General features: G+C 75.2%; 1 protein-coding gene. It reads left to right on the top strand.

Annotated features, from left to right (window positions below; translation table 11 throughout):
* The first annotated feature begins 4 nt into the window (after positions 1-4).
* Positions 5-14,338, top strand: a complete 14,334-nt coding sequence (locus tag J0910_RS03300; protein ID WP_420157024.1) for a type I polyketide synthase — start codon at positions 5-7, stop codon at positions 14,336-14,338.
* Positions 14,339-14,369 lie beyond the last annotated feature (31 nt).

Here is a 14,369-nt window from a genome sequence, read left to right as displayed (position 1 = left end):
CACGATGGCTACGTCTGAGGACAGGATCGTTGAGGCCCTGCGGGCCTCTTTGAAGGAGAGCGACCGGCTGCGCGAGCAGAACCGGCGGCTTGAAGAGGCGTCGAGCGAGCCGATCGCGATCATCGGCATGGCCTGCCGCTACCCCGGCGGCGTGCGCTCGCCGGAGGAGCTGTGGGAGCTGCTCTCCGCCGGCGGCGACGGGATCACCGGCTTCCCCGCCGACCGCGGCTGGGATCTGGAGGACCTGTACGACCCCGACCCGGAGCGGCCGGGGAAGACCTACACCCGCGAGGGCGGGTTCCTACACGACGCCGACCGGTTCGACCCCGCGTTCTTCGGCATCTCCCCGCGCGACGCGCTGGCCATCGACCCGCAGCAGCGGCTGCTGCTGGAGACCTCCTGGGAGGCGGTCGAGCGGGCCGGCATCGACCCGGAGGCGCTGCACGGCAGCCGCACCGGCGTGTTCGCGGGCGTGATGTACAACGACTACGCGGGGCGGATGCCCCAGGTACCCGAAGGGTTCGAGGGGCTGCTGGGCACCGGCAGCGCGGGCAGCATCGCCTCCGGCCGGGTCGCCTACACCTTCGGGTTCGAAGGGCCCGCCGTCAGCATCGACACCGCGTGCTCGTCCTCGCTGGTCGCGCTCCACCTGGCCGCGCAGGCGCTGCGGAACGGCGAGTGCTCGATGGCGCTGGCCGGCGGCGTGACGGTGATGTCCACGCCGGGGGCGATCATCGAGTTCAGCCGGCAGCGCGCACTCTCCCCCGACGGCCGGTGCAAGCCGTTCGCCGCCGCGGCCGACGGGACCAGCTGGGCCGAGGGCGCGGGCATGCTCCTGGTGGAGCGGCTGTCCGACGCGCGCCGCAACGGCCACAAGGTGCTCGCCGTGATCCGCGGATCGGCGATCAACCAGGACGGCGCCTCCAACGGGCTCACCGCGCCCAACGGCCCCTCCCAGCAGCGGGTCATCCGGCAGGCCCTGGAGAACGCGCGGCTGTCGCCCGCCGACGTGGACGCGGTCGAGGCGCACGGCACCGGCACCACCCTGGGCGACCCGATCGAGGCCGAGGCGCTGCTGGCCGCCTACGGCCGCAAGCGCCCCGAGGACCGGCCGCTCTGGCTCGGCTCGCTGAAGTCCAACGTCGGCCACACCCAGGCCGCGGCGGGCGTCGGCGGCATCATCAAGATGGTCATGGCCATGCGCCACGGGGTGCTGCCGAAGACGCTGCACGTGGACGCGCCCTCGCCGCACGTCGACTGGTCGGTCGGCGCGGTGGAGCTGCTGGCGGAGGAGCGGCCCTGGCCGGAGACCGGCGAGCCCCGCCGGGCGGGCGTCTCCTCCTTCGGTGTGAGCGGCACCAACGCGCACGTCGTCGTTGAAGAGGCACCGATCGAGCAGGCGCCGGACGCGGAGGACGCCGCTCCGGAGGAGCCCCGGAGCCTGCCGGTCGTGCCGTGGACGGTCTCGGCCAAGAGCAGGGCGGCGCTGCGCGCCCAGGCCCGGCGGCTCCGGGCCCACCTGGAGGCCGCCCCCGACCTGGACCTCCTGGACACCGCGTTCTCCCTGGCCGCGACCCGCTCGGCCATGGAGCACCGCGCGGTCGTGGTCGGGGACACCAGGGACACCCTGCTGGCCGGCCTGGACGCGCTGGCGCAGGAGACCCCCGACCCCGCTGTGGTGAACGGCTCGGTCACCGGCGACCGCCTCGCCCTCCTCTTCTCGGGGCAGGGGTCGCAGCGCGCCGGGATGGGGCGCGAGCTGCACGCGGCCTTCCCCGTCTTCGCCGACGCCTTCGACGCCGCGTGCGCTGCGCTCGACGCCCACCTGGACCGGCCGCTGCGCGAGGTCATGTGGGCAGAAGAAGACTCCGAGGCCGCCGGGCTGATCGACCAGACCGCCTACACCCAGGCCGGACTCTTCGCCATCGAAACCGCGCTGTTCCGGCTCATGGAGTCCTGGGGCATCGCCCCGGACCTGCTGGCGGGCCACTCCATCGGGGAGATCACCGCCGCACACACCGCCGGGGTGCTCACCCTGGAGGACGCCGCCGCGCTGGTCACCGCACGCGGACGCCTCATGCAGGCACTGCCCCAGGGCGGGGCGATGGTCGCCCTCCAGGCCACCGAGGACGAAGTGAACGTCCTGGTCAAGGACCGGGAACACGCGGTCTCCATCGCCGCGATCAACGGGCCCACCTCCACCGTCGTCTCCGGCGAAGAGGACGCGGTCATCGAGATCGCGGACCACTTCCGCGACCAGGGCCGCAAAACCAAGCGGCTGACGGTCTCCCACGCCTTCCACTCGCCGCTCATGGAACCCATGCTGGAGGAGTTCCGGAAGGCCGCCGAAGGACTTTCCTTCACGCCGCCGCAGATCCCGGTCGTCTCCAACCTGACCGGTGCCCTCGCGACGGCTGAACAGCTCTGCTCCCCCGACTACTGGGTCCGCCACGTCCGCGAAGCCGTCCGCTTCGCCGACGGCATCACCACCCTCAGCGCCCAGGGCGCGACCGCCTTCCTCGAACTGGGCCCCGACGGCGTCCTCACCGCCATGGCACAGGACACCCTCGGCGCCGGTGCCACGGCCGTCGCCGCAAGCCGCAAGGACCGCCCCGAAGCCGAAGCGCTCACCACCGCCATCGCCCGGCTCCACACCAGCGGCGTGAGCCCGGACTGGGCCGCGCTCTTCGCCGGGACCGGTGCCCACCAGGTGGAACTGCCCACCTACGCCTTCCAGCGCGAACGCTACTGGCTGGAAGCCCCCCAGGAGGAGAAGGCGGAGGCCGGGCCCGGCTCGGCGGACGCCGCCTTCTGGGATGCCGTCGAGCGCGAGGACCTGGAGCTGCTGGCCGGGACACTGCAGGTGGACGACGCCGTGCTGGGCGCGATGCTCCCCGCCCTGTCCCGCTGGCGCAAGCGCTCCCGGGACGAGTCGGCCGCAGACCGCTGGCGGTACCGGACCTCCTGGAAGCCCGTCGCGGAGCCGGAGGTTCCGGTGCTCTCCGGGACCTGGCTGCTCGCCTTCCCGGCGTGCGACGCGGACGAGGACATCGCCACCGTGATCGCGGCCGTGGGCACGGCGATCGAAGAGCACGGCGGCCGCGTGGCCGCGCTGCCGGTCCCCCTCCATGGGCACGACCGCGCCGCCACCGCCCGCCTGATCACCGACACCCTCGCGGAGGAGGCCCCCACCGCCGTCGTCTCCCTCCTCTCCCTCTTCGCCCCGGAGAGCGGAACGGACCTGGACGCGGACGGCGCCGCGGCCGCTCTGACGCTGGTCCAGGCGCTGGGCGACGCCGGTGTCACCGCGCCTCTGTGGTTCCTGACCGGCGGCGCGGTCGCCGCGGCGCCCGGTGACCGGGCCCCCCTCCCGGGACAGGCCCCCGTCTGGGGGCTGGCTTCGGTCGTCCGGCACGAGCACCCGGAGCTCTGGGGCGGCCTGATCGACCTGCCCGGCGCCGTGAACAAGCTGGACGACCGCGCCCTCACCCGGCTCGCCGGAGCGCTCGCCGGAACCGGCGGCGAAGACCAGGTCGCGATCCGCTCCTCCGCCGCCTACGGGCGCCGCCTGGTGCGCTCCAAGCCGGCGGGGTCCGCCGACGACGTGTGGCGGCCGCACGGCACGGTCCTGGTGACCGGCGGAACCCGCGGGCCGGGCGCGCACGCCGCCCGCTGGCTGGCGGGCAACGGCGCCGAGCGCCTCGTGCTGACCGGAGGCGCTGACGCCGACGGTTCCGGCACCGCGGACCTGGTCGCCGAGCTGACCGGCCTCGGTGCCGAGGTGACCGTCTCCTCCTGCGACCCGGCCGACCGCGACGCGCTGGCGGAGCTGCTGGCGTCCGTCCCGGCCGAGTTCCCCCTGACCGCGGTGGTTCACGCCGCGGGCACGGTGGACGGCGGCGCCATCGACGGCCTGGCCCCGGACCGCTTCGAGGCGGCGCTCCGGACCGGCACGGCCGGCGCGGTACACCTGCACGAGTCGACCGCGGACCTGGACCTGTCCGCGTTCGTGCTGTTCTCCTCGGCCGCCGGGGTGATCGGCGGCGCCGGGCAGGCCCCGCTCGCGGCGGCGTCGGCCTTCCTGGACGCGCTGGCCGAGCACCGCGCGGGGCTGGGCCTTGCGGCCGCCTCGGTCTCCTGGGGGACCTGGGCGGCGGAGGGCACCGGACCTTCGGCCCGGGACGGCGCGGCCGAAGACACCGCGCGGCACGGCGGTGTCGAGCCGATGCCCGCCCGGGCGGCCGTCGCCGCCCTGGCGCGGGCCGTCCGCTCCGGCGCGCCCGCGACCGTGGTGGCGGACATCGATTGGGACCGCTTCACGGCGGCCTTCGCGTCCACCGGGCCGAGTCCGCTGCTGAGCGACCTGCCTGAGGTGCGCGCGGCCCTGCGCCCGGCCGGCTCCGCGGACACCGCCGCCGGCGGGTCCGCCCTGGCGCTGCGGGTGGCCGGGCTGTCCGACGCCGGGCGCGCCCGGCTCCTCACCGACCTGGTCCGCGACGAGGTGGCCCTGGTCCTCGGGCACGCGTCCGCGGAGACCGTGGAGGCCTCCCGTGCCTTCAAGGAGCTGGGCTTCGACTCGCTGACCGCGGTGGAGCTGCGCAACCGGCTGAACACGGCGACCGGGCTGGCGCTGCCCGCCACCCTGATCTTCGACCACCCGAGCCCGGCCGAGCTGGCCGAGTACATCGGCGCGGAGCTGCTGGGCCTGCGCCGCTCGGTCGACGCGCCGACGGTGGTCGCCGCCGACGACGACGAGCCGATCGCCATCGTCGGCATGGGCTGCCGCTACCCGGGCGGGGTCGGTTCGCCCGAGGACCTGTGGCGGCTGGTGGCCTCCGGCGGCGACGTGATCGCGGAGTTCCCCACCGACCGCGGCTGGGACACCGACGCGCTGTTCGACCCCGATCCCGACGCGCAGGGCAAGATCTACGCGCGCTCCGGCGGGTTCGTCTATGACGCCGCCGAGTTCGACGCCGGGTTCTTCGGCATCAGCCCGCGTGAGGCGCTGGCGATGGACCCGCAGCAGCGGCTGCTGCTGGAGACCTCCTGGGAGACGTTCGAGAACGCCGGGATCGACCCCGGTTCGGTCCGCGGCGACCGGGTCGGCGTGTTCGCCGGGACCTCCGCGCTCGACTACGGCTCGCTGCTGGGCTGGTCCTCCGACGAGGTGGAGGGGTACGTCGGCACGGGCAACGCGGCCAGCGTCGTCTCCGGCCGGGTCGCCTACACCTTCGGGCTGGAGGGGCCGGCGGTCACGGTCGACACGGCGTGCTCATCGTCGCTGGTCGCGCTGCACATGGCGGTGCAGTCGCTGCGGCGTGGCGAGTGCTCGATGGCGCTGGCCGGCGGCGTGACGGTGATGTCCACGCCGGTGGGCTTCGTGGAGTTCAGCCGCCAGCGGGCGCTCTCCCCGGACGGCCGGTGCAAGCCGTTCGCGGCGGCCGCCGATGGGACCGGCTGGGCCGAGGGCGTGGGCGTGCTGCTGGTCGAGCGGCTGTCGGACGCCCGCCGCAACGGGCACCAGGTGCTGGCCGTGGTCCGCGGGACGGCGATCAACCAGGACGGTGCCAGCAACGGGCTGACCGCGCCGAGCGGCCCGTCGCAGCAGCGGGTGATCCGCCAGGCGCTGGCCGGTGCCCGGCTCGAAGCCGCCGAGGTGGACGCGGTGGAGGCGCACGGCACCGGCACGGCTCTGGGCGACCCGATCGAGGCGCAGGCGGTGCTCGCCACCTACGGGCAGGACCGGCCGGAGGACCGGCCGCTCTGGCTGGGCTCGCTGAAGTCGAACATCGGCCACTCCCAGGCGGCCTCCGGTGTCGGCGGCATCATCAAGATGGTCATGGCCATGCGCCACGGCACCCTCCCCAAGACCCTGCACGTGGACGAGCCCACCCCGCACGTGGACTGGTCGGCGGGCTCCGTCGAACTGCTCACCGAGGCCCGCCCCTGGCCCGAGACCGGCGGACCCCGCCGGGCCGGGGTCTCCTCCTTCGGGATGAGCGGCACCAACGCGCACGTCGTGGTCGAGCAGGCGCCGGTCGAGCAGGAGCAGCCGGCGGAAGCGGGTTCCGGCGCGATCTCCGGGCTCCCGGAGTCCGAGACCTCGCGGACTCTGCCGGCCATGCCGCTGGTCGTGTCGGCGAAGACCGAGGCGGCACTGCACGAGCAGGCCCGGCGGCTGCGTGCCTTCATCGGTTCGGATGCTCCGGAGGGCTCGGAGATCCGGCCGAGCCTGCTGGACACGGCGTACTCCCTGGTCGCGACCCGATCGACGTTCGAGCACCGCGCCGTTCTGATCGGCCGGGACCGGGAAGAACTGCTGGACGGCCTGGACGCGCTCGCCAACGGCGTCGACGGCCCCGGCGCGGTGCGCGGCACGGTCGGCTCCCCGGGCCGGACGGTGTTCGTGTTCCCGGGCCAGGGCTCGCAGTGGGCCGGGATGGCCGTGGAGCTGCTGGACTCCTCCCCGGTGTTCGCCGAGCGGATGAGCGAATGCGCGGCCGCCCTGGCCTCCTTCACCGACTGGTCACTGATCGACGTCCTGCGCGGCACCGAGGGCGCACCGACCCTGGACCGGGTCGATGTGGTCCAGCCGGCCCTGTGGGCGGTCATGGTCTCCCTCGCCGAAGTCTGGCGCGCACACGGCGTCGAACCCGACGCGGTGGTCGGGCACAGCCAGGGCGAGATCGCCGCCGCCTGCGTCGCCGGAGCCCTCACCCTCGAAGACGCCGCCCGCGTCGTCGCCCTGCGCAGCCAGGCCCTGCTGGAACTCTCCGGCCAAGGCGGCATGGTCTCGGTCGCGCTCTCCGCGGACGAGACCGCCCAGCGGTTGCAGGCCTGGGACGGGCGCATCTCCCTGGCCGCGATCAACGGCCCTGCCGCAACGGTGGTCTCCGGCGACACCGACGCCCTCGACGAGCTGCTCGCCGCCTGCGAGGCCGACGGCGTGCGCGCCAAGCGCGTCCCGGTGGACTACGCCTCCCACTCCGCCCACGTGGAGGAGATCGAGAAGCGGCTGCTCGACGTGCTGGCGCCGATCGAGCCGCGCACCTCCGAGACCGCCTTCTACTCCACGGTCAACGGGGAGCCGATCGACACCGCAGAACTGAACGCCGCCTACTGGTACACCAACCTCCGCCGGACCGTCCTACTGGAGGACACCACCCGCAGGCTCCTCGAAGACGACCACACCGTCTTCATCGAAGTCAGCGCGCACCCGGTGCTGACGGCGGCGGTGGAGGACACCGCCGCGGCCGCCGAGCACCGCGCCACCGTGCTCGGCACCCTGCGCCGCGATGAGGGCGGCCTGGAGCGCCTGTTCACCTCCCTGGCAGAAGCGCACGCCAACGGCACCGCCGTGGACTGGACCCAGGTCTTCACCGGCACCGGCGCCGAGCGCACCGACCTGCCCACCTACCCCTTCCAGCACGAGCACTACTGGCCGAACGGCCGCATCTCCGGGGCGGCTCCCCACGACCCCTCCGGCGGGGAGGCGGACCCCGCGGACGAGCGGTTCTGGGAGGCGGTGGAGCGCGAAGACCTCGCCACGCTTGCCGACACCCTGCACGCCGGCGCCCCGGAGCAGCGCTCCTCCCTGGAGTCGGTGCTGCCCGTCCTCGCCTCGTGGCGCAGGAGGCACCGCGAGCAGACGGCCGTCGACCGCTGGCGCTACCGGATCGACTGGCAGCGGCTCTCCCAGCGGAACACCCCGGTCCTCTCCGGCGCCTGGCTGCTCCTCGTTCCGGTCGGCGGCGCGGCCGACGACTGGGCCGGGGCCGCCGCCGACGCGGTGCGCGCGCACGGCGGCGAGCCGGTCCGCATCGACCTGGACGCCGCGGCCGGCCGGGCCGCGCTGGCCGCGCGGCTCGGCGAAGCCGCGGCCGGCCTGCCGGGGGCGGACGGCGGGGCGGCGCCGGCGGGCGTCCTCTCGCTGCTGGGCCTGGACGCCCGGCGGCACCCGGACCGCCCTGCCGTTCCGCTGGGGCTGGCCGCGACCGTGGAGGCGGTGCAGGCGCTCGGCGACGCGGGTGTCGAGGCCCCGCTGTGGGTCGCCACTCGCGGCGCGGTCGCCACCGGCGGCTCCGACACCCTGGACGACGCGGAGCAGGCCCTGCTCTGGGGACTGGGTCCGGTGGTCGGCCAGGAGCACCCGGAGCGGTGGGGCGGCCTCATCGACCTGCCCGCGGCCGCCGGCGGCCGGGCGGGTGCCCGGCTGTGCGCCGTGCTCGCCGCGGCCGACGGCGAGGACCAGGTCGCCGTGCGCGATTCCGGGCTCTACGCCCGCCGCATGGTGCGCGCCGCCGCCGGCACCGATACCCCCGCCGAGGAAGCCTGGCGGCCCAGCGGGACGGTGCTGGTCACCGGCGGTACGGGCGCCCTCGGCTCGCGCGTCTCCCGCTGGTTGGCGGCCAACGGCGCCGAGCACCTGGTGCTGACCAGCCGCCGCGGCATGGACGCGCCGGGGGCTCCGGAGCTGGTGGCGGAGCTGGAGGGTGCGGGCGCCCGGGTGACCGTGGCGGCCTGCGACATCTCCGACCGGGACGCGCTGGCCGGTCTGCTGGCGTCGGTCCCGGCGGAGCACCCGCTGACCGCGGTCGTGCACACCGCCGCGGTACTGGACGACGCCCTGCTCGGCGACCTGACCCTGGAGCAGATCGACAGGGTGCTGCGGGTCAAGGTCGCGGGTGCGGCCAACCTGCACGAGCTGACCGCCGATCTGGACCTGTCGGCGTTCGTGCTGTTCTCCTCGGTCGGCGGCCTCTTCGGCGCCATGGGCCAGGGCAACTACGGTCCGGGCAACGCCTACCTGACCGCGCTGGCGCGGCGGCGCCGGGACCTCGGCCTGCGGGCCAGCGGCATCGCCTGGGGGCACTGGGCCGCCGGGGGCATGGCCGACGCGGTCGAGGAGCGCATGGAGCAGCGCGGTGTCCCCTCGATGGACCCGGAGCTGGCCATCGTCGCCCTCCAGCATGTGCTGGACCGGGACGAGGCCGCCCCCGTCGTGGTGGACATGCGCTGGGAGCAGGTGGTCAAGGCCGGCGGCCACGGCAACCCGCTGTTCCGGGACGTCCCCGAGGTCCAGCGGATCGCGGAGGCCGAGGAATCCGGGCCGGACGCCCGGACCGACGGCCCCTCGGCCCTGGTGCTCCGGCTGGCCGAAGCCTCCGCCTCCGAGCGCGAGCGGATCATGCTCGACCTGGTCGGTACGGAGGTCGCCCTGGTGCTGAACCACGGGTCCGCCGGCGGCATCGGCCCCGACCGCGCGTTCCAGGACCTCGGGTTCGACTCGCTGACCTCGGTGGAGCTGCGCAACCGGCTGGGTGCCGCCACCGGGCTCCGGCTCCCGGCGACCGTGGTCTTCGACTACCCCAACCCGGCCGCGCTCACCGCCTACCTGCTGGAGGAGCTGTCCGGGGCGACGGCCGGCGCCGCGGTCCCGCAGGTGGCTGCGGCACCGGCCCCGTCCGACGGCGACCCGATCGCCATCGTCGGGATGAGCTGCCGCTACCCGGGCGGCGCGGCGTCGCCCGAGGAGCTGTGGCGGCTGCTCCGCGACGGCGGCGACGCGGTGTCCGGCCTGCCGCGCGACCGCGGCTGGGACGTGGACGACCTGTACGACCCCGACCCCGACAAGCAGGGCAAGATCTACGCCCGCGGCGGCGGGTTCCTCCAGGGCGCCTCGCTGTTCGACCCGGCGTTCTTCGGGATCAGCCCGCGCGAGGCGTCGGCGATGGACCCGCAGCAGCGGCTGCTGCTGGAGGCTACCTGGGAGGCGTTCGAGAACGCCGGCATCGACCCCGCGTCGATGCGCGGCGGCCAGACCGGGGTGTTCGTCGGCGCGATCTCCTCCGACTACGGGACGGGGCTGCGGGAGGTGCCCGAGGGGCTTGAGGGGCACCTGCTGACCGGGACCGCGGGCAGCATCGTCGCGGGCCGGATCGCCTACACCTTCGGGTTGGAGGGCCCGGCCGCGACGATCGACACCGCGTGCTCGTCGTCGCTGGTCGCCCTGCACATGGCGGTGCAGTCGCTGCGCAGCGGCGAATGCACCATGGCACTGGCCGGCGGCGTCACCGTGATGTCCTCGCCCGGGTCGCTGTCGGTGTTCAGCCGCCAGCGCGGGCTGGCCGAGGACGGCCGGTGCAAGGCGTTCTCGGCGGACGCGGACGGTATGGGCATGGCCGAGGGCGTCGGCCTCCTCCTGGTGGAGCGGCTGTCGGACGCGCGCCGCAACGGGCACGAGGTGCTGGCGGTGGTGCGCGGCAGCGCGGTCAACCAGGACGGGGCGTCCAACGGGCTGACCGCGCCGAACGGGCCCTCGCAGCAGCGGGTGATCCGGCGGGCGCTGGCCGGTGCGGGCCTGTCCCCCTCGGACGTGGACGCCGTGGAGGCGCACGGCACCGGCACCGGCCTCGGCGACCCGATCGAGGCGCAGGCGCTGCTGGCGACCTACGGCCAGGACCGGCCCGAGGATCGGCCGCTGCTCCTGGGCTCGGTCAAGTCGAACATCGGCCACTCCCAGGCGGCGGCCGGTGCGGCGGGCGTGATCAAGATGGTCATGGCCATGCGCCACGGGGTGCTGCCCAAGACCCTGCACGCCGAGCGGCCCTCGCCGCACGTGGACTGGGCCTCCGGCGCGATCGAGCTGCTCACCGAGGAGCGGCCGTGGCCGGAGACCGGCGGACTCCGCCGGGCGGGGATCTCCTCGTTCGGGATGAGCGGCACCAACGCGCACGTCGTGATCGAGCAGGCACCGGCGGCGGACGCCGAGGCCGCCGAGGTCATCGGGGACGCGCCCGTGGCTCCGCCGCCGGCGCTGCCGTGGGTGGTGTCGGCGCGGAGCGCGGCCGCGCTCCGGGCCCAGGCCGAGCGGCTCTCGGCCCACGTCCGGGAGCACACCGACCTGGACCCCGTGGACATCGGATACTCCCTGGCCACGTCCCGGTCCGCCTTCGAACACCGGGCCGTGGTCACCGGCCGGGACCGCGAGGAACTGCTGCAGAGGCTGGACGCGCTCGCCAACGGCGTCGACGGCCCCGGCGCGGTGCGCGGCACGGTCGGGTCCCCGGGCCGGACGGTGTTCGTGTTCCCCGGTCAGGGCTCGCAGTGGGCCGGGATGGCCGTCGAGCTGCTGGACTCCTCCCCGGTCTTCGCCGAGCGGATGAGCGAATGCGCGGCCGCCCTCGCGTCCTTCACCGACTGGTCGCTGCTCGACGTCCTGCGCGGCGCAGACGGCGCCCCGTCCCTGGAGCGGGTGGACGTGGTCCAGCCCGCGCTGTGGGCGGTCATGGTCTCCCTCGCCGAGGTCTGGCGCGCACATGGTGTCGAACCCGACGCCGTCGTGGGGCACAGCCAGGGCGAGATCGCCGCCGCCTGCGTCGCCGGAGCCCTCACCCTCGAAGACGCCGCCCGCGTCGTCGCCCTGAGAAGCCAGGCCCTGCTGGAACTGTCCGGCAAGGGCGGCATGGTCTCGGTCGCGCTCTCCGCGGACGAGACCGCCCGACGTCTGGAGGAGTGGAACGGACGGCTCTCCGTCGCCGCCGTCAATGGCGCGTCCTCGGTCGTCGTCTCCGGCGACACCGACGCCCTCGACGAACTGATCGCCGCCTGCGAGGCCGACGGCGTGCGCGCCAAACGCGTCCCGGTGGACTACGCCTCCCACTCCGCCCACGTGGAGGAGATCGAGAAGCGGCTGCTCGACGTGCTGGCGCCGATCGAGCCGCGCACCTCCGAGACCGCCTTCTACTCCACCGTCACCGGCGAGCCCATCGACACCGCAGAACTCAACGCCGCCTACTGGTACACCAACCTCCGGCAGACGGTCCGGCTCGCGCAGACGGTGGACGTGCTGCTGGAGGAGGGCCACGGGATGTTCATCGAGTGCAGCCCGCACCCGGTGCTGCTGATGGGCCTGCAGGAGACCGCCGAGGCCCAGGAGAAGGCGGCCGTCACCGTCGGCACCCTGCGCCGCGGCGAAGGCGGCCCGGTCCGCTTCCTCACCTCGCTCGGCGAGGCGTACGCGCACGGCGCCCCGGTCGACTGGGCCGCGCTGTACGCCGGCACCGGCGCCGAGCGCACCGACCTGCCCACCTACGCCTTCCAGCACGAACGCTACTGGCTGGACGCCGCCCCCTCCTCCGCCGCGGACGCCGTCCCCGGCGGGGCCGGCGCGGTCGACTCCGAGTTCTGGGCCGCCGTCGAGCGGGAGGACGTCGGCGAGCTGGCCGACGCCCTGGAGGTGGAGGGCGACGCCCTCGGCGCGGTCCTGCCCGCTCTGTCCCGGTGGCACCGCAAGCGCCGCGAGGAGACGACCGTGGACGGCTGGCGCTACCGGATCGGGTGGACCCCGGTGGCCGGCCCCGCCGCGCCCGCGCTCTCCGGAACCTGGCTGGTCGCCGTCCCCGAGGCGGGCGCCGGCGGGGAGCTTCCGGCGGCCGCCGCGGAGGCGCTGCGGCGGCACGGCTGCGACGTCGCCGAGGTCGTCTTCGACGCGGCCGGCACCGACCGGGGGACCGTCGCCGAGCGCCTGCGCGCGGCCCTGCCCGGGACGGAACCGGCGGGCGTGCTCTCCCTGGCCGGCCTGGACGAGCGGGAGGTGCCCGGCGAGCCGGGCGTCCCGGTCGGCCTCGCCCTGTCCCTGGTGCTCATGCAGGCACTGGGCGACCTCGGGTGGCGTACACCGCTGTGGTTCGCGACCTCCGGCGCGGTGTCGGCGGACCCCGCCGACGCGCCGCCGAACGCGGTGCAGTCCCAGGTGTGGGGCCTGGGCCGGGTGATCGGCCTGGAGCAGCCGCACCGCTGGGGCGGGCTGGTCGACCTGCCCCCGGCCCTCGATGGCCGGGCCCCCGGGGACGGCGTGCTCGACCGGATGTGCGCCGTGCTGTCCGGCGCCACCGGGGAGGACCAGGTCGCGGTGCGCCCCGCCGGGCTGCTCGGCCGGCGCCTGCACCGGGCTCCCGCCGGGAGCGCGGCCGAGCGGGCCGAACCGTGGCGTCCGCGGGGAACCGTGCTGGTCACCGGGGCCACCGGTGCGCTGGGCCCGGTCCTCGCCCGCTGGCTGGCCCGCGGCGGTGCCGAGCACCTGGTGCTGACCAGCAGGCGCGGCCGCGCCGCGCGCGGCATCGCCGAGCTGGAGGCCGAGCTGGAGGCGATGGGCACCCGGGTGACCGTGGCCGCCTGCGACGTCGCCGACCGCGACGCGCTGGCCGCGCTGGTCCGCGAGGTCGAGTCCGGGGGAGAGCCGATCCGCGCCGTGGTGCACGCCGCGGCCCTGGTCCGGCTGGTCCCGCTGGCCGACACCACGATGTCCGAGTTCACCGAGGTGATCAACGCGAAGGTGGCGGGCGCCGCCCACCTCGACGAGATCTTCGACCGCGACCGGCTCGACGCGTTCGTGCTGTTCTCCTCGATCGCCGGGGTGTGGGGCAGCGGGGACCACGGCGCCTACGCCGCGGCCGCCGCCTACCTGGACGCGCTCGCCGAGCGGCGCCGGGCGCGGGGGCTGACCGCCACGTCGGTGGCGTGGGGCGTGTGGGACGCCGTCCACGTCATGGACAACGGCGACGTCGTGGAGGAGCTGATGGACCTCAACCCCGAGGGGCACGGCATCTCCGACATGGACCCGGAGACCGCGATGCAGGGCCTGCAGCGCGCACTCGACCTCGACGAGACGTTCGTGGCCGTCGCCGACGTCGAGTGGGACCGGTTCACCGCTGCTTTCGTCTCGGTCCGCCCGAGCCCGCTGATCAGCGAACTGCCCGAGGTCAGGAGGGTTCTCGACGTCGGCGAGGCGGCCCCGGACGAGGCGGGCACCGGGGTGCTCGCGGAGATGCGGGGGCGCCTGGGCGCGCTGCCCTCGGCCGAGCGCGAGCGCGTGGTGCTGGACCTGGTCCGCACCGCCGCGGCCGGGGTCCTCGGCTACGACTCCCCGGACGCCGTCGAACCCGAGCAGGCGTTCAAGGACCTCGGTTTCGAGTCGCTGACCGCCGTGGAGCTGCGCAACCGGCTGCAGACCGCGACCGGCCTGCGGCTGCCCGCCACCCTCGTCTTCGACCATCCGACGGCCGCGGCGCTCGCCCGCCGCCTGCTGGAGGAATTCCTGCCGGAGTCCGCGGCGGGCGCCTCCGGCCTGGAGGCGCTCGCCCGGCTCGAAGGGGAGCTGGCGGTGTCCGACGCCGACGACGCCACCCGGACCGAGATCACCCAGCGCCTGAAGAGCCTGCTGTCCCGGTGGACCGACGGGTCGGACGCCGCGGCGGGCGCCTCCGGCGCCCCTGACCTGGGGGCTGCGACCGACGACGAGCTGTTCGACGTGCTCGACGAGCTCCGGAGGTCCTGACCCGATGAACGACAACCCCACCCCGCCCCGA

The sequence above is a fragment of the Nocardiopsis oceanisediminis genome (assembly GCF_048595525.1).
GTDB classification, from domain to species: Bacteria; Actinomycetota; Actinomycetes; order Streptosporangiales; family Streptosporangiaceae; genus Nocardiopsis_A; species Nocardiopsis_A oceanisediminis.
Note: the sequence above shows the minus strand (reverse complement) of the source record. Positions and strands in the feature narration are given on the sequence as shown.

Excerpts from the sequence above, each read along its gene's own strand:
- J0910_RS03300 (WP_420157024.1), top strand. The coding sequence starts at position 5 with ATGGCTACGTCTGAGGACAGGATCGTTGAGGCCCTGCGGGCCTCTTTG.